This window comes from Streptomyces sp. NPDC048671 (assembly GCF_055587045.1).
Genome location: NZ_JBVJHB010000013.1, coordinates 113,663 through 130,287, shown reverse-complemented (window position 1 = coordinate 130,287; position 16,625 = coordinate 113,663). Strand labels below are relative to the sequence as shown.

The following is a 16,625-nucleotide window of genomic DNA, read 5'->3' as shown; positions in this document are numbered from 1 at the left end:
CGTTCGAGCCAATCCTTATTGACAGTCCGTCGCCAGAAGTCGAACAATGCTCAGGCGGAAACGGAACGTACCGTGTCGGCTCGTTCCCACCCTTCGCACCGTTCGTGCCGTCCGTGCCGCGACGAGCCGATCGGGGGACGGCTCGCCCGGCCGGCGGTACGGGTGAGGGCCCCGGCCGAGGTCAGGCCGTGATGTCCTTCGCCGTGAAACGCGCCCAGGCCGCCGAGCCGAACACCGCCGCGTACAGCCCCTGGAGCTCCAGGTTCCGCACCAGGTCGTCCCAGTAGACCGGGGCGCGCAGCAGGTCCGCGAAGGACAGCCAGTAGTGCGGGAAGAGGTACGGGTGAATCCCGTGCAACTGCGGAATGGTGTCCACGATCTGCACCGTGATCAGGACCCCGACCGTCGCCGCCATGGCCGCGATGCCGCTGTTGGTGAGGGTCGAGACGAACAGTCCGAGCGCCGCGAAGCCGATGAGTGAGGCCGCGACCGCCATCGCGACCAGTACCGCCCTGAACAGGCCCTCACCGAAGCCGATCCGGGTACCGGAGATCGTCGTGACGTCTCCGACCGGGAACAGCAGCGCGCCCACGGCCAGCGCGGACGCCGCCACGACCAGGGTCGCGATCAGGCAGAAGGCCAGTGTGGTGGCGTACTTGGCGAGCAGCAGCCGGGTCCGCCCGGCCGGTGCGACCAGCAGGTAGCGCAGCGTTCCCGCGTTGGCCTCGCCCGCGACGGAGTCGCCCGCGATGACGCCCACCGCCATCGGGAGGAAGACCGGGAGCGTGGCGGCGAGGGAGGCGAAGACCAGGAAGAGGCCGTTGTTGGTCACCTGGGAGAGGAACGCGGGCCCGGCCCCGCCCTCGCCGGGGCCGGCCGATGAGCCGTTCGCCGTCTCGATCCGGACCGCGATCCCGATCAGTACGGGGACGGCTGCCAGCACCCCGAGCAGGGCGAGGGTGCGCCGGCGGCGCAGGGTGACGGTCAGTTCGGAGCGCAGGATGCCGAGCGTCCACAGCGGGTTGCGCCGGAGCGGGCGGGCCTCCTCGCGTACCTGTTCAGCCTGCGACATCGAATCCCTCTCCGGTGAGCGCGACGAAGGCGTCCTCCAGGGAGGCCCGTTCGACGCCGAAGGACCTGACCCGTACTCCGCCGCGCACCAGGGCGGCGTTCAGGTCGGACAGTTCCACGGAGCCCGGTGGGGCGTCGGCGCGTACCCGGTCTCCGTCGACGGTGAGCCCGGTGACTCCGTGTTCCTTGAGGACGCGGGCGGCGCCGGCCGGGTCCGGGGTGGTGACGGCGAGCCGGCCGCGGGTGCCTGCCGCGAGGTCGGCGACCGGGCCCTGGGTGAGCAGCCGGCCCCGTGCCATGACCGCCGCGTGCGTGCAGACCTGCTCGATCTCGTCCAGCAGGTGGGAGGAGAGGAACACCGTGGTGCCCTCGGCCGCCAGCTCCCGGACCAGGGTGCGGATCTCCCTCATGCCCTGCGGGTCCAGGCCGTTGGTCGGCTCGTCCAGGACGAGCAGCCGGCGCGGCCTGAGCAGGGCCGCGGCCAGGCCGAGCCGCTGCTTCATGCCCAGCGAGTACGCCCGCGCCTTCTTGCCGCCCGCTGCGGCCAGGCCGACCCGCTCCAGGGCGCCGGCGACGCGGGCGCGGCGGGTGCGCGGATCGGCGGTCGGGTCGGCGCAGTCGTAGCGCACGAGGTTGTCCCGGCCGCTCAGGAACCCGTACGGCGCGGGCCCCTCGATCAGCGTCCCGACGTGCGGGAGCACGGTGCGGGCCGCGTCCGGCATGGGGCGGCCCAGGACCCGCGCGGTGCCGGACGTCGGGGCGATCAGCCCCATCAGCATCCGGATGGTGGTGGTCTTCCCGGAGCCGTTGGGGCCGAGGAAGCCGAAGACGCTGCCGCCGGGGACGGTGAGGTCGAGCCCGTCGACGGCGAGCTGGCCGCCCCGGTACCGCTTGGTCAGGCCGCGGGTCTCGATCACGGGGGCGGCCTCCGCCGCCGGCCGTGGACCGCTCACGGTGCCGGGGCCGGTCACCGGCTCGGTCTCGGTCATGCGTACTCCCCATGGTTCGCCGGAGCGGACGCGCCGGACGGGTTCGCCGGAGCGGGCGCGCGGCCGGCGGGCACGGATCGTGTCCGCCCCGCCGTACGGAGGCTACGGCGGGGCGGACGCTTGGTGCACGCGTTGGCGGCGGTGTCGGGTGACGGAGACTGCCGGATCACCCCACGGGCTTCTCAGCCGGCGTTGTCCGCCGCCTTCACCAGCGCGTCCTTCGTGACCGCGCCGACGTACACCCGGCCGTCATCGGTCATCAGCGCGTTGACCAGGCGGGTCTTGAAGACCGTGCCCGAGCCGAACTTGCCGGTGACCTTGTCACCGACCGAGTCCAGGAACCCCTGCGCCTCGGCCGGTAGGTCGCCCGACGCCTTCGAGGGGACGCCCTTGCCGCCGGGGGCCTTGATCTCGGCGATGCTGTTCCAGCCCTCGCCGATCACGTTCAGGCCCTTGAGCTCGCTCAGACCGCCCTCGGCCTTCGGCGCCTTCTCGTGGTTTCCGGCGCTGTCGGCCTCGGTGACCTCGGCGCCCTTGGGCGGGGTGAAGGAGAACGAGGACGCGTCCGGCTTGCCGAAGTCGACGGAGGTGAACCCCGCGTCGATCGCCGCCTTGCCGCCGCTGCTGGGCTGAAGCGTGAACTTGAGCGGTACGCCGGTCTCCGCGTCCACCGCGACGGTGATCGAACCGATCGTGGAGCCGCTCTGCTCGGGCTTGACGACCAGCCGGTACGCATCGCGGCCGGCGACCTGGGCGGTGCCCCCGACCTTCACGGACGTGGTGCCGTCAGCGGCCTTGAGGGCCTGTTCGGCGAAGGCCTTCGGGGTGGTCGGTACGCCGTCCGGGGCCGGGTGCCCGCCGCGCTTCGCGGCGTCCCCCGCCTTCTCCTTCGCGTGGTAGACCGCGTTCGACTTGCTGTCGTACGCCCAGACCTGGTCACCGTTGTGGATGAGGCTGTACTCGGACGCGTTGTCCAGGATGGACACCCGCTGCTTGTCGGGGCCGTCCGCGGCCACCCGGAGGGTGTGCGTGCCGGACGCCAGCTCCGTCAGCTTCGTCTGCGGGTCGGCGCTCGCCGCGCCCTTGTCCCCCGCGCCGTCCGGGATGAAGGAACCGGCCAGGCCGCCGAGGGACGGGATGCCGAGGTCGGTGCTGATCTTCACCGTGCCGGACAGCTGCTGCGTGTCCGATGCGGCGATCTTCTCGATGAGTTCCTGTGCGCTGATCTCCGGCAGATCGGGGTCTCCCGAGCTCGCGAGCGCCGGGACCAGCCCGATCGTCGCGGCCGCCACGCCCGCCACCGCTACCGGGACGATGTAGCGGGCCGCTTTCCGGCGGCCCGCGACGGTGCCCGTGGTGCCGTGCGGGGCCGTGCCGTTGGTCCCTGCGCTGTCGTTCGGTGCCATGTGTGCCCTACCTCCGTGGTCGGCGGCTTCCGTCCGGATGCACTCGTCCACTCCGTGCCGCCATTCTCACCCGTTTTGGTCAGGAGTGGTTGTTCTCCATCTGACCAAATCGGGCGGCCCGAAGCGTCAGCCCGGGGGAGCAACTCCTCGTACCTCTTCGGTATGACACCGGGGGGCTGTGGCCCCGCCGACCCGTAGGGGACGGCGAGCAGACCGGGGCTCAGAGGTCACCCGACAGGCTCTCAGCCCGCGCGGTGCACCACGGCGTCGCACATCTCTTCCAGCGCGGACTTGGCGTAGCAGCCGGGCAGCGGCGCCAGCGTGGCCCGCGCCTCCTCGGCGTACCGGATGGTGTCGCGCCGGGCCTGGTCGAGCGCCGGGTGGGCGCGCAGCCGGCGCAGCGCCTCGGCGAGCCGGCCGCTGTCGGTCAGGTCGCCGTCCAGCAGCTCGACGAGCTCCAGGTCGTCCGGCTTGCCGTCGGCCTCGGCCTGCGCCCGCAGACGGAGCACGGGCAGCGTCGGGATGCCTTCGAGGAGGTCGGTGCCGGGGGTCTTGCCGGACTCGTGGGAGTCGGAGGCGATGTCGAGGACGTCGTCGGCGAGCTGGAAGGCGACGCCGAGCCGTTCGCCGTACTGGGTGAGGGTGTCGGTCGCCGAATCGCCGGCACCGGCCATCATCGCGCCGAACCGGCAGGCCACGGCGACCAGCGAACCGGTCTTGCCGCGCATCACCTCAAGGTAGTGGTCGACCGGGTCGCGGCCGTCGCGCGGGCCGGCGGTCTCCAGGATCTGGCCGGTGACCAGGCGCTCGAACGCCTCCGCCTGGATGCGCACCGCCTCGGGGCCGAGGTCGGCCAGGATGTGCGACGCGCGCGCGAAGAGAAAATCGCCGGTCAGCACCGCCACCGAGTTGCCCCAGCGGGAATTGGCACTGTCGACCCCGCGCCGCACGTCGGCCTCGTCCATCACGTCGTCGTGGTACAGCGTCGCGAGGTGCGTCAGCTCGACGACCACGGCGGCGGGCACCACGCCCGGAGCGTCGGCGTCACCGAACTGGGCCGCCAGCATCGCGAGCAGCGGCCGGAACCGTTTGCCCCCGGCGTGCACCAGGTGCTGCGCGGCCTCGGTGATGAAGGGCACCTCGCTCTTGGTCGCATCGAGCAGGCCCGACTCGACAGCAGCCAAACCGGCCTGGACACCGGCTTCAAGAGCCTGGTCCCGCACGCTCAGTCCGAACGGCCCGACGACGGTCACGAGGGGATCTCCTGTCTGCTGACGATCACACGGAATGTCGATGTGTCGCTGTCATCACTCAAGTCAGCGTATCCGGTCCCCTTTGGATCACCGTGGGCGCCTTCCCGCCACCGCCGGTATGTTCGGGATCAGCTCATACGATCAGGAGTTGTCCCTTTGTCCCACACCGCCACCGACACCGAACCCGCCCAGCCCCCACCCGGCGACGACCACGCCTTCTTCGGCCAGCCACGGGGTCTGATGACCCTGTCCGGCCTGGAGGTCTGGGAGCGGTTCTCGTTCCTCGGCATGCAGGCGATCCTGGTCCTCTACTTCGCCGACACCGTCGCCAACGGCGGCATGGGGATGGAGGCGGGTACCGCCGCGTCCGTCTCCGCCGCCTACGGCACCCTCGTCTACCTGGTCTCGGTGGCCGGCGGCTGGCTGGCCGACCGGATTCTCGGCTCGTACCGCGCCGTCCTGTACGGCGGCATCCTCATCGCCATCGGGCATTACTCCATGGCGGTGCCCACCGACGCCATGACCTGGGTCGGCCTCGGCCTGATCAGTGCCGGAACGGGCCTGCTCAAGCCCAATGTCGCCACCATGGTCGGCAAGCTCTACCGCACCGACGACGAGCGCCGCGACGCCGGTTTCGCCCTCTACTACATGGGCATCAACATCGGCGCGTTCCTCGGCCCGCTGATCACCGGCTGGCTCGGTGACCACGCGAGCTGGCACTGGGGCTTCTCGGCCGCCGCCTTCGGTATGACGCTCGGCCTGATCCAGTACGTACTGGGCCGGCGTCACCTGGCCGGGCGTAAGAACACCGCCGAATTCGCCCTGGCCCCCGCGCCGATGCGCCGGGCCGTCCGGCTCATCGTCATCGGCGTCGTCGTGGTCGCCGCGCTCGCCACCGCGCTGGCGCTGGCGGGCTGGCTGACCATGGACCGCTTCGTCGACGTGCTCACCCTCATCTCGGTGATCGCACCGATCGTGTACTTCGTGGTGATGTTCAGGAGCCCCCGGGTCAGCGCCGAGGAGCGCGGCAGGCTGCGCCCGTACGTGGTGCTGTTCCTGGCTTCCGTCGTCTTCAACTTCATCCTCTTCCAGGCGTACTCGACGATGATGCTGCTGGCGTCGACCAACGCCCGCACGGAGATCTTCGGCTTCCACTTCCCGGCCTCCTGGTACGCCTCGGCGCTCGGCGCGTTCGAGGTGGCACTCGCTCCGGTGGTCGCGGCCGTCTGGGCGAGGATGGGCCCGCGCCAGCCGCACGCGTCCAACAAGATCGCGATCGGGGTGATCCTCGGCGGGCTCTCGTTCCTGCTGATGGTCCTGCCGACCTCCGGGCACTCCGACGACACCTACAAGATGGCCGCCTGGTGGATCGTCGGCTCGTACCTGCTGCTCGGGCTCGGCGACATCCTGCTGGAGACCTCCGGCATGTCCGCGACCACGAAGCTCGCCCCCAAGGCGTTCGCCAGCCAGACCATGGCGCTCTGGTTCCTCTCCCTGGCTCTCGCCAACGGAATCCAGGCCCAGATCGTGAAGCTGTACGGCGAGGTCTCCAACCCCGCCTACTTCGGTGTCAATGGCGCTATCGCGGTGGTGGCCGGTGTGGCCGTCGTCGCCGCCGCCCCCTGGCTCAAGCGCACCATGCACCCCGTCCACTGAGGTACCCCCATGCTCATCCGCACCGAATTCCCGTACGAGACGACCCACGAGGACATCCGGATCCCGCTGCCGGACGGCACCCGGCTGTACGCCCGGATCTGGCGGCCGGTCACCGACGAACCGGTGCCCGCCCTGCTGGAGTACCTGCCCTACCGGCTGAGCGACTGGACGGCGCCCCGCGACGCGCAGCGCCATCCCTGGTACGCGGGCCACGGCTACGCCTCGGTGCGCGTCGACGTGCGCGGCCACGGCAACAGCGAGGGGCTGCCGGGCGACGAGTACGACGCGACCGAGCTCGCGGACGGCGTCGCCGTCATCCACTGGCTGGCCCAGCAGGAGTGGTGCTCGGGCCGCGTCGGCATGTTCGGCATCTCCTGGGGCGGCTTCAACTCCCTCCAGATCGCCGCGCTCGCGCCCGAGCCCCTGAAGGCGATCGTCACCGTGTGCTCGGCGGACGACCGCTACGACAACGACGTCCACTACATGGGCGGCTCGGTCCTCGCCGTGGACATGCACGCCTGGGCCGCCACGATGCTGGCCTTCGTCTGCCGGCCGCCCGACCCGGCCCAGGCCGGCGCCGGGTGGAAGGACATGTGGCTGGAGCGGCTCGAAGCGGTCGACCCCTTCATCCACACCTGGCTGGCCCACCAGACCCGCGACGACTACTGGAAGCACGGCAGCGTCTGCGAGGACTACTCCACCATCAAGGCGAACGTCCTCGCGGTCGGCGGCTGGCACGACCCGTACCGCGACACCGTCCTGCGGCTCGTCGAACACCTGGACCCGGCGAAGGTCCGCGGGCTGATCGGGCCCTGGTCGCACCAGTACCCCGACCGCGGTCTGCCGCCGGGGCCCGCCATCGGCTTCCTCCAGGAGACGCTGCGCTGGTGGGACCAGCACCTGAAGGAGAAGGACACCGGCATCATGTCGGAGCCGCTGCTGCGGTCCTGGATCAGCGAGTCGCACCGGCCCGCCACGGTGTACGAGACGCTGCCCGGCCGCTGGGTCGGGGACACCAGCTGGCCCTCGGAGAACGTCGTGCCGGTGGCGTACGCCCTCAAGGGCGGGCCGCAGACCGTCGACTCACCGCAGCAGACCGGGGTGGACGCGGGCCGCTTCTTCCCGTTCGGCAACGACGCCGACCTGCCGCCCGACCAGCGCGACGAGGACGCCAAGTCGGTGTGCTTCGAGTTCCCGGTCGAGGACGCCCCGATCGAGATCCTGGGCCGCCCCCGGGTGCGGCTGCGCGTCCGGATGGACGTACCGCGCGGCCAGGCCGTCGCCCGGCTCTGCGACGTCGCTCCCGACGGCTCCTCCACGCTCGTCACCCGCGGCGTCCTCAACCTCGCCGCCCGGCACGGCCGGGACCGCGCCGAGGACTGGCCGGTGGGGGCGACCGAGGACGTGACGTTCGAGCTGAACGGCATCGGGCACACCTTCCCGCCCGGCCACCGGATCAGGCTCGCGGTCTCCTCCTCGTACTGGCCCTGGATCTGGCCGCAGGCCGGTTCGGCGGGCTTCACCCTGGACGCCGCGGGCAGCCTCGTCGAACTGCCGGTGCGCCGGCACACCGAGGACCCCGCGATCCGCTTCGAGGAGCCGGAGCAGTCGGAGCCGCTCGGCGTCGTCCACCCGGCCACCCTCGACGAGCAGCGCCCCGAGCGCCTGGTGATCCGCGATGTCGCCAAGGGCGAGTGGCGGATGGAGGTGGACCCGCGCTACGGCGGCACCCGTGTCTACCCGGACGGCCTCGAATTCACCGAGGACGCGGTCGAGACGTACACGATCCAGGAGAGCGACCCGCTCTCCGCACGCACCCGTTCCTACTGGACCATCCGGCTGCACCGGCCGGAGATGGCCTGGGACGCGCGGATCGAGACGCGCTCCGAGATCTCCGCCGACGCGAGCGACTTCATCACCTCCAACGAGGTGGTCTGCAAGGACGGCGGCGAGGTCGTCTTCCACCGGACGTGGGAGAAGCGCATCCCGCGCACCGCCGGGTGAACCGTTCCGCCGTATCCCCGCTGTGTCCCCGCGTTCCTCCGGACGCCCGGGGATACAGCGGCACTTTCCGGGCACAGGGGGGTGGTTGGGGCTCTGCCACCGGATGACGCCCCCGACGTAACGTGTCCCCCAATCGACCTGGAAAGCGAGGCAGCAACAGATGCCCGAGCAGAGCAGCCCGCTCGATCTGGCCGAGGGCGATCCCTTCGGTCCGCACAACCTTCCGTACGGCGTCTTCTCCGCGCCCGACCGGCCCGGAGAACGACGCGTCGGCGTCCGCATCGGCAGCCATGTACTGGACGCCGGAGCGGCGGCGCTGGCCCTCGGCTCGCCGTACGCGCAACTGCTGGCCCAGCCCGACCTGATGCCGCTGCTCGCGGCCGGCCGCACCGCCTGGAGCGATGTGCGCCGGGCGCTGACCGCGTGGGTGACCGTCCCGGCCCACCGCGCGGACATCGAGCCGCTGCTGCACCCGGTGGACTCCGTGACGCTCCATCTGCCCTACCGGGTGGCGGACTACGTCGACTTCTACGCCAGCGAGCACCACGCCACCAACGTCGGCCGGATCTTCCGCCCGGACGGCGACGCGCTCACCCCCAACTGGAAGCACCTGCCGATCGGTTACCACGGCCGCGCGGGCACCGTCGTGGTCTCCGGTACGGACGTGGCGCGCCCCTGCGGCCAGCGCAAGGCCCCCACGGACCCGGCGCCCGTCTTCGGCCCGTCCGTGAAGCTGGACATCGAGGCCGAGGTCGGCTTCGTCGTCGGCGTCGGCTCGGAGCAGGGCCGCTCCGTCGCCCTCGCCGACTTCCGCGAGCACGTCTTCGGACTCTCGCTGCTCAACGACTGGTCGGCGCGGGACATCCAGGCGTGGGAGTACGTCCCGCTGGGCCCCTTCCTCGGCAAGTCGTTCGCCACGTCCGTATCGGCGTGGGTGACACCGCTGGAGGCCCTGGACGCCGCGCGCACCGCCCCGCCGGCCCGCGACTTCCCGCTGCTGCCCTACCTCGACGACGCGGACGACGAGGAGCCCGGCGGATTCGATCTGCGGCTCTCCGTCGCGATCAACGGCCAGGTCGTCGCGGAGCCGCCGTTCTCCACCATGTACTGGACGGCAGCCCAGCAGCTGGCGCAGATGACGGTCAACGGCGCCTCGCTGCGGACCGGTGACCTGTACGGCTCCGGCACCGTCAGCGGCGCGGAGCCGGCCCAGCGCGGCTCGCTGCTCGAACTCACCTGGAACGGGCGCGACCCGCTCGAACTCCCCAAGGGCAGGCGGACGTTCCTGGAGGACGGCGACACGGTGACGCTGACGGCCTGGGCACCGGGACCGGACGGCATCCGGGTCGGTCTCGGCGAAGTGACCGGACGGATCGTCTCCGCGCCATGATCCCGCCGCCGCCCGGACCGACGCTGCCCGAGGAACTGCTGCTGCTCGCGCTGGACCCGCAGCGCGGCAGACCGTACTGCCGCAACCGCTTCCTGGAGTACGCGACGGCCGGGGCGGCGCTGGCCGAGCTGGAGCTCCAGGGGTGGGTCACCGAGGAGCGCGGGCAGGCGCGGGTCGTCAACCCGCTGGACCCGCCGGACCCGCTGCTGGCCACCCTGACGCGGAGCCTGCCGGCCCCCGGCAAGGGCGGGCACGGCTCGGGCGTATCGGCCACGCGCTGGGTGCGGCGCGCGGGCCGGCAGGTCGAGGGGATGTACCTGGACGCCCTGGTGGGGCGCGGCGTCCTGCGCCGGGAGACCCACCGGTTCCTCGGCCTGCTGCCGTACCACCGCCACCCGGTGGTGGCGAAGGACCTGGCCGCGCAGGCCCGCGAACGCTTCGCCGCCGCCGAGCGGGCGGGCTTCCCCGATCCCCGCAGCCGGGCACTCGCCGCGCTCGTCTCGGCGGCGGGCCTGTCCCGCTTCGTCGGCACGGACCGGGCCGGCCGCGCCGCGATGCGCCGCCTGATCCGCGAACAGTGGCCGGCCCACGCGGTGCACCGCAACGTCCGCCGCGACAGGGCGAACCAGTCGGGGGGCGGGTAGGAACCTGTCAGGTATGGGCGCCGGTCAGCGCTGCGGGAGGCGTTCACACGTTCGGGGGAGCCTCATCCGGTTCCCGCCGGATACGCTGAAAGCTCCCGCGAGACTGCGTCCATGGGAGCACTGATGAGCATCGAACCCGAGGCATCCGAGCCGCGGTGGGCGGTCCCGCCCGTGGGCGGCTGGACCGCCGATGACCTGGACACGCTTCCGAATCTGCCTCCGCACACGGAGCTGATCGACGGGAGCCTGGTTTTCGTGAGTCCGCAGTCTCTGTTCCATTCACGAGCGGTCAGCTTCTTCGAATGGCAACTGCAATCGGTGGCGCCGCCCGACCTGGAGGTCGTGCGCGAGTTCACCATCGACATCGACCGTTACAACCGGCCCGAACCCGATGTGATCGTCGTTGACGGCGAGATCATCAAGGATCCCGACCAGACCCGTTTTCCCGCCGGGTCCGTGCAGCTCGCCATCGAGGTCGTCTCACCGGAGTCCCGGTCGCGCGACCGGGAAACCAAGCCCGTGAAGTACGCCCGGGTGAAGATCCCGCACTTCTGGCGAGTGGAGAACCACGACGGCCGTGCCGTGGTCTACGTCTTCGAGCTGGAGCCGGCCACCGGTGCCTACACCTCGACCGGCATCTTCCACGACCGGATGAAGGTGTCCGTGCCCTTCCCGGTCGACCTCGATCTCACCGCCATCACCCCGCGCCGCCGGGGAGCGGCGGCGGACCCGCAGTAGGTCCGCCGCCCGCCGCGCCCCCGGCTCAGTCGAACTCCGGCGGCTCCTCGTCCCAGCCGAACTCCGGATCGGCGTCCCGGACGGTGGAGCGGGGCGCCGCGGCAGGTGCGGGCACGGCGGCCGGGGCGGGGGCCGCTTGCGGGACAGGGGCCGAGGCCGGAGCCGGAGCCTGGGTGGTTTCCGGGGCCTCCGCGGGCGCGTCGCCGAACGATGCCAGCACCTCCAGCACCCCGTCCCCGTACGTCGCCAGCTTCTTCTCGCCCAGGCCGCTGATGCCGCCGAGCTCGGCGGTCGAGCCTGGACGCAGCGTCGCGATCTCGCGCAGCGTCGCGTCGTGGAAGATCACGTAGGCCGGGAGGCCCAGCTCCTTGGCCTGGGCTCCGCGCCAGGCGCGCAGCGCCTCGAAGACCGGAACGGCCTGCTCCGGCAGCTCGGCGGCCGCCGCCGAGGACTTCGCCTTCCGGTCGCCCTTCGAGGAGCGCGACGCGGGCTTCGGGGCCTCCTTGCGCAGCAGCACCTCGCGCTCCCGGCCGAGGACCGAGCCGCTCTCCTCCGTCAGCACCAGCGTGCCGTACTCGCCCTCGACGGCGATCAGGCCCTGGGCCAGCAGCTGCCGGACCACGCCCCGCCACTCCGCCTCGGCCAGCTCCTCGCCGATGCCGAACACCGAGAGCTGGTCGTGGTCGAACTGGATGATCTTCGCCGTCTTGCGGCCCAGCAGGATGTCGATGATCTGGCCCGCGCCGAACTTCTGCCCGCGCTCCCGCTTCAGCCGTACCACCGTGGACAGCAGCTTCTGGGCGACGACCGTGCCGTCCCAGGTCTCGGGCGGGGCCAGGCAGGTGTCGCAGCTGCCGCAGGAGGCCGTGGTGGGCTCCTGGCCGAAGTACTTCAGCAGCTGGGCCCGCCGGCACCGCACGGTCTCGCACAGGGCCAGCATGGAGTCCAGGTGCGAGGCGGCCCGGCGGCGGAAGGCCTCGTCGCCCTCGCCGCCCTGGATGAGCTTGCGCTGCTGGACGACGTCCTGGAGTCCGTAGGCCATCCAGGCCGTGGAGGGGGCGCCGTCACGGCCGGCCCGGCCGGTCTCCTGGTAGTACCCCTCGACGGACTTCGGCAGGTCGAGGTGGGCGACGAAGCGCACGTCCGGCTTGTCGATGCCCATGCCGAAGGCGATCGTCGCGACGACGATCAGGCCCTCCTCGCGCAGGAAGCGGGACTGGTGGCGCGCTCGGGTGCCGGCGTCCAGACCCGCGTGGTACGGGACGGCCTCGATGCCGTTGCGGCAGAGGTACTCGGCGGTCTTCTCCGTGGAGTTGCGCGAGAGGCAGTAGACGATGCCCGCGTCCCCGGCGTGCTCCTCCTTGAGGAAGGACAGCAGCTGCTTCTTCGGGTCGGCCTTGGGCACGATGCGGTACTGGATGTTGGGCCGGTCGAAGCCCGCCACGAAGTGCTTGGCGTCGGGCATGCCCAGGCGCTGGGTGATCTCCTGGTGCGTGGCCGCGGTCGCCGTCGCCGTCAGCGCGATGCGCGGTACGTCGGGCCAGCGCTCGCCCAGCACGGACAGGGCCAGGTAGTCGGGCCGGAAGTCGTGGCCCCACTGGGCGACGCAGTGCGCCTCGTCGATGGCGAAGACGGAGATCTCACCGCGCGAGAGCAGGCCGAGGGTGGAGTCCAGCCGGAGCCGCTCCGGGGCCAGGTACAGCAGGTCGAGCTCGCCCGCCACGAACTGGGCCTCCATCGAGCGGCGCTCGTCGAGGTCCTGCGTTGAGTTGACGAATCCGGCCCGCACGCCCAGCGCCCGCAGGGCGTCCACCTGGTCCTGCATCAGGGCGATCAGGGGCGAGATGACGATGCCCGTACCGGACCTGACCAGGGACGGGATCTGGTAGCAGAGCGACTTGCCGCCACCGGTCGGCATGAGCACGACGGCGTCCCCGCCGGCCACCACATGGTCGACGACCGCTTCCTGCTCGCCCCGGAACGTCTCGTATCCGAAAACCCGGTGGAGCGTCTGCCGCGCATCACTCTCGGCCACATCCACGGTCACATCTGTCACGCCTGTCACGCCCGTCCCGCTCATCGCTCTGTCCCCCGGTATCCGGCCCGTTCCGTCCCTGCTCTCCCCTGCCACGATAGGCGCCGCGTACGACAGCGCCGGACGGGCTTGACTCACAAGCCCGTCCGGCGCTGTTCCAGCGGTGGTGCCCTTCCGCCCTACCGCACGAAGACTCCCGCCTGGCTCGCCAGGTCCAGGAAGTACTGCGGGGCCAGGCCCAGCACCAGCGTGACCGCGACACCGACCGCGATCGTGGTCATCGTCAGCGGGGACGGGACGGCGACCGTGGGGCCGTCCGCCTTCGGCTCGCTGAAGAACATCAGCACGATGACCCGGATGTAGAAGAACGCGGCGATCGCCGAGGAGATCACACCGACGACGACCAGTCCGCCGGCGCCGCCGTCCGCCGCGGCCTTGAACACCGCGAACTTTCCGGCGAACCCCGAGGTGAGCGGGATACCGGCGAAGGCCAGCAGGAACACCGCGAAGACCGCGGCGACCAGCGGCGAGCGACGGCCGAGCCCGGCCCACTTCGACAGATGCGTCGCCTCGCCGCCAGCGTCACGCACCAGGGTGACGACGGCGAACGCGCCGACCGTCACGAAGGAGTACGTGGCCAGGTAGAAGAGGACCGAGGAGATGCCCTCCGGCGTGGCCGCGATGACACCGGCCAGGATGAAGCCGGCGTGCGCGATCGAGGAGTAGGCCAGCAGCCGCTTGATGTCGGTCTGGGTGATGGCGACGATCGCGCCGCCCAGCATCGTGACGATCGCGACGCCCCACATGACCGGCCGCAGGTCCCAGGTGAGGCCCGGCAGCACCACGTACAGCAGGCGCAGCAGCGCACCGAACGCGGCGACCTTCGTGGCCGCGGCCATGAAGCCGGTGACCGGGGTCGGGGCGCCCTGGTAGACGTCCGGGGTCCACATGTGGAAGGGGACGGCACCGACCTTGAAGAGCAGGCCGGTCAGGATCATCGCGCCGCCGATGAGCAGCAGCGCGTCGTTGCCCATGGTGTCCGCGAGTGCCGGGTCGATCTGCTGGATGGAGCCGTCCACCACGGAGGCGATCCGGGCGTACGAGACGGAGCCCGCGTACCCGTAGATCAGGGCGATCCCGAAGAGCAGGAACGCCGAGGAGAAGGCGCCGAGCAGGAAGTACTTCACCGCGGCCTCCTGCGACATCAGCCGCTTGCGGCGGGCGACGGCGCACAGGAGGTAGAGCGGGAGCGAGAAGACTTCCAGGGCCACGAAGAGCGTCAGCAGATCGTTGGCCGCGGGGAAGACCAGCATGCCCGCCACCGAGAAGAGGATCAGCGGGAAGACCTCGGTGGTGGTGAACCCGGCCTTGACCGCGGCCTTCTCGCTGTCGCTGCCGGGGACCGAGGCGGCCTGCGCCGCGAACGAGTCGACACGGTTGCCGTGCGACGCGGGATCGAGCCGCCGCTCGGCGAAGGTGAAGACGGCGACCAGCGACGTCAGCAGGATGGTGCCCTGGAGGAACAGGGCGGGCCCGTCGATGGCGACGGCCCCCATCGCGGCGATGTGCGCCTTCGTCGTGCCGTATCCGTCGGCCGCCAGGCCGACCACCGCGGCGAACGCGGCGACCAGGGCGAGGACCGTGAGGAAGACCTGCGTGTGGTAGCGGGCCCGGCGCGGCACGAAGGCCTCGACGAGCACGCCCAGGACGGCGACTCCGATCACGATCAGGACCGGGGTCAGCTGGGCGTACTCGATGACCGGCGCCTTGAACTTCTCGTCAGGGGCGGCCGATGTCACCCCGCCCGCCATTGTCCACAGGCTGTGGACAGCTGTTGCGCTCACTTGGCGGCCTCCACCTCGGGCTGGGGGTCCTTCTTCTGTACGTCCGACATGGTGTGCTGCACCGCCGGGTTGACGATGTCCGTCAGGGGCTTCGGGTAGACGCCCAGGAAGATCAGCAGTGCGATCAGCGGGAGGACCACCACCAGCTCACGGACCCTGAGGTCCGCCATGCCCTGGACCTCGGCCTTGACCGGTCCCGTCATCGTCCGCTGGTAGAGGACGAGGACGTAGATCGCGGCGAGCACGATGCCGGTGGTGGCGATGATGCCGACCACCGGATACGCGGAGAACACGCCGACCAGGACCAGGAACTCACTGACGAACGGGGCGAGCCCCGGCAGCGACAGGGTGGCCAGACCGCCGATCAGGAAGGTGCCGGCCAGGATCGGCGCCACCTTCTGCACTCCGCCGTAGTCGGCGATGAGCCGCGAGCCGCGCCGGGTGATCAGGAAGCCCGCCACCAGCATCAGCGCGGCCGTCGAGATGCCGTGGTTGACCATGTAGAGCGTCGCGCCCGACTGGCCCTGGCTCGTCATCGCGAAGATGCCGAGCACGATGAAGCCGAAGTGCGAGATCGACGCGTAGGCGATCAGCCGCTTGATGTCGCGCTGGCCGACGGCGAGCAGCGCCCCGTACACGATGCTGATCAGCGCCAGGACCAGGATCACCGGCGTGGCCCACTTGCTGGCCTCCGGGAAGAGCTGGAGGCAGAAGCGCATCATCGCGAAGGTGCCGACCTTGTCGACGACCGCGGTGAGCAGCACGGCGACCGGGGAGGTCGCCTCGCCCATGGCGTTGGGCAGCCAGGTGTGCAGCGGCCACAGCGGGGCCTTCACCGCGAAGGCGAAGAAGAACCCGAGGAAGAGCCAGCGCTCGGTGCTGGTCGCCATGGAGAACGTGCCGTTGGCGCGGGCCTCGGCGATCTCGGACAGCGAGAACGTCCCCGCGACCGTGTAGAGCCCGATCACCGCGGCCAGCATGATGAGGCCGCCGACCAGGTTGTACAGGAGGAACTTCACCGCCGCGTACGAGCGTTGGGCCGCGGCGTTCTCGTCGCCGCCGCCCGCCGCCGCGGCGGCCGCGGAGGAGGTGGCCCGGTCCCCGAAGCCGCCGATGAGGAAGTACATCGGGATGAGCATGGCTTCGAACAGGATGTAGAAGACGAAGACGTCGGTGGCCTCGAAGGAGAGGATCACCATCGCTTCGGTCATCAGCATCAGGGCGAAGAAGCCCTGGGTGGGCCGCCAGCGCCGGCTCTGGTTCTCCAGGGGGTCGGCGTCGTGCCAGCCCGCGAGGATGATGAAGGGCATGAGCAGGGCGGTGAGCGCCAGGAGCGCCACGCCGATGCCGTCGACCCCCAGCTCGTACCGGACGCCGAAGTCCTTGATCCAGGCGTGCGATTCGGTGAGCTGGAAGCGGCTGCCGCCGGGTTCGAAGCGGGCGAGCACGATGCCCGCGAGCACCAGGGTGCCCAGCGAGAAGAGCAGCGCCAGCCATTTGGCGGCGGTGCGCCGTGCGGCCGGGACGGCGGCGGTGGCGATCGCGCCGATCGCCGGGAGCACCGCCGTCGCTGTCAGGAGGGGAAAGGACATGTG

At 71.1% G+C, this 16,625-nt stretch carries 12 protein-coding genes; 5 read left to right on the top strand and 7 right to left on the bottom strand.

The annotated features are described in order from the left end of the window. Positions 1 to 181 precede the first annotated feature (181 nt). The 4 genes from ACZ6S6_RS26120 to ACZ6S6_RS26105 form a co-directional block, all read right to left on the bottom strand. The gene (locus ACZ6S6_RS26120; protein WP_469707088.1) at positions 182 to 1,072 is read right to left on the bottom strand and encodes an ABC transporter permease; all 891 of its coding nucleotides are present in this window, start codon (positions 1,070 to 1,072) and stop codon (positions 182 to 184) included. Continuing rightward, entirely contained in the window at positions 1,059 to 2,060 is a 1,002-nt protein-coding gene (locus tag ACZ6S6_RS26115; RefSeq protein ID WP_469707087.1) for an ABC transporter ATP-binding protein, read from the bottom strand. The genes ACZ6S6_RS26120 and ACZ6S6_RS26115 overlap by 14 nt, the downstream gene beginning before the upstream one ends. A gap of 182 nt (positions 2,061 to 2,242) precedes the next feature. Beyond that, positions 2,243 to 3,466, bottom strand: coding sequence for a LolA family protein (locus ACZ6S6_RS26110; RefSeq protein WP_362960539.1), 1,224 nt, complete (start codon positions 3,464 to 3,466; stop codon positions 2,243 to 2,245). A 242-nt stretch (positions 3,467 to 3,708) separates the two neighbouring features. Further along, the gene (locus tag ACZ6S6_RS26105) at positions 3,709 to 4,719 is read right to left on the bottom strand and encodes a polyprenyl synthetase family protein (RefSeq protein ID WP_362960536.1); all 1,011 of its coding nucleotides are present in this window, start codon (positions 4,717 to 4,719) and stop codon (positions 3,709 to 3,711) included. A gap of 156 nt (positions 4,720 to 4,875) precedes the next feature. Here ACZ6S6_RS26105 and ACZ6S6_RS26100 point away from each other — a divergent pair, with 156 nt between their 5' ends. The 5 genes from ACZ6S6_RS26100 (at position 4,876) to ACZ6S6_RS26080 (ending at position 11,151) form a co-directional block, all read left to right on the top strand. Beyond that, a complete protein-coding gene (locus ACZ6S6_RS26100) occupies positions 4,876 to 6,375 on the top strand; it encodes a peptide MFS transporter (protein WP_362960533.1) in 1,500 nt (499 codons plus the stop codon). Between the two features lie 9 nt (positions 6,376 to 6,384). Continuing rightward, complete coding sequence (locus ACZ6S6_RS26095) at positions 6,385 to 8,379, top strand: CocE/NonD family hydrolase (RefSeq protein ID WP_469707086.1); 1,995 nt, start codon at positions 6,385 to 6,387, stop codon at positions 8,377 to 8,379. A gap of 160 nt (positions 8,380 to 8,539) precedes the next feature. Continuing rightward, positions 8,540 to 9,769, top strand: a complete 1,230-nt coding sequence (fahA, locus tag ACZ6S6_RS26090) for a fumarylacetoacetase (protein WP_469707085.1) — start codon at positions 8,540 to 8,542, stop codon at positions 9,767 to 9,769. Then, positions 9,766 to 10,413 carry a GOLPH3/VPS74 family protein gene (locus ACZ6S6_RS26085; RefSeq protein ID WP_362960525.1) on the top strand — a complete coding sequence of 216 codons (648 nt, stop codon included), beginning with the start codon at positions 9,766 to 9,768 and terminating at the stop codon, positions 10,411 to 10,413. Before fahA ends, ACZ6S6_RS26085 begins: the two co-directional genes overlap by 4 nt. A gap of 123 nt (positions 10,414 to 10,536) precedes the next feature. Beyond that, positions 10,537 to 11,151: a Uma2 family endonuclease gene (locus ACZ6S6_RS26080; RefSeq protein WP_362960522.1), complete on the top strand. Its 615-nt coding sequence runs from the start codon at positions 10,537 to 10,539 to the stop codon at positions 11,149 to 11,151. A gap of 25 nt (positions 11,152 to 11,176) precedes the next feature. Here ACZ6S6_RS26080 and recQ read toward each other — a convergent pair whose 3' ends face one another. The 3 genes from recQ to ACZ6S6_RS26065 form a co-directional block, all read right to left on the bottom strand. Further along, the gene (gene recQ, locus ACZ6S6_RS26075; RefSeq protein WP_469707084.1) at positions 11,177 to 13,231 is read right to left on the bottom strand and encodes a DNA helicase RecQ; all 2,055 of its coding nucleotides are present in this window, start codon (positions 13,229 to 13,231) and stop codon (positions 11,177 to 11,179) included. Between the two features lie 134 nt (positions 13,232 to 13,365). Then, complete coding sequence (nuoN, locus tag ACZ6S6_RS26070) at positions 13,366 to 15,030, bottom strand: NADH-quinone oxidoreductase subunit NuoN (protein WP_362960516.1); 1,665 nt, start codon at positions 15,028 to 15,030, stop codon at positions 13,366 to 13,368. After that, on the bottom strand, positions 15,027 to 16,622 hold the full coding sequence (locus tag ACZ6S6_RS26065) for an NADH-quinone oxidoreductase subunit M (RefSeq protein WP_362960514.1): 1,596 nt from the start codon (positions 16,620 to 16,622) through the stop codon (positions 15,027 to 15,029). Before ACZ6S6_RS26065 ends, nuoN begins: the two co-directional genes overlap by 4 nt. Between the last annotated feature and the right edge of the window lie 3 nt (positions 16,623 to 16,625).

Bases quoted from the DNA above. Each gene is read 5' to 3' on its own strand.
- ACZ6S6_RS26065 (WP_362960514.1), bottom strand. From the start codon at position 16,622: ATGTCCTTTCCCCTCCTGACAGCGACGGCGGTGCTCCCGGCGATCGGC.
- ACZ6S6_RS26085 (WP_362960525.1), top strand. From the start codon at position 9,766: ATGATCCCGCCGCCGCCCGGACCGACGCTGCCCGAGGAACTGCTGCTG.
- ACZ6S6_RS26110 (WP_362960539.1), bottom strand. From the start codon at position 3,466: ATGGCACCGAACGACAGCGCAGGGACCAACGGCACGGCCCCGCACGGC.
- recQ (WP_469707084.1), bottom strand. From the start codon at position 13,231: ATGAGCGGGACGGGCGTGACAGGCGTGACAGATGTGACCGTGGATGTG.
- ACZ6S6_RS26115 (WP_469707087.1), bottom strand. From the start codon at position 2,060: ATGACCGAGACCGAGCCGGTGACCGGCCCCGGCACCGTGAGCGGTCCA.
- ACZ6S6_RS26120 (WP_469707088.1), bottom strand. From the start codon at position 1,072: ATGTCGCAGGCTGAACAGGTACGCGAGGAGGCCCGCCCGCTCCGGCGC.
- ACZ6S6_RS26080 (WP_362960522.1), top strand. From the start codon at position 10,537: ATGAGCATCGAACCCGAGGCATCCGAGCCGCGGTGGGCGGTCCCGCCC.
- ACZ6S6_RS26095 (WP_469707086.1), top strand. From the start codon at position 6,385: ATGCTCATCCGCACCGAATTCCCGTACGAGACGACCCACGAGGACATC.
- fahA (WP_469707085.1), top strand. From the start codon at position 8,540: ATGCCCGAGCAGAGCAGCCCGCTCGATCTGGCCGAGGGCGATCCCTTC.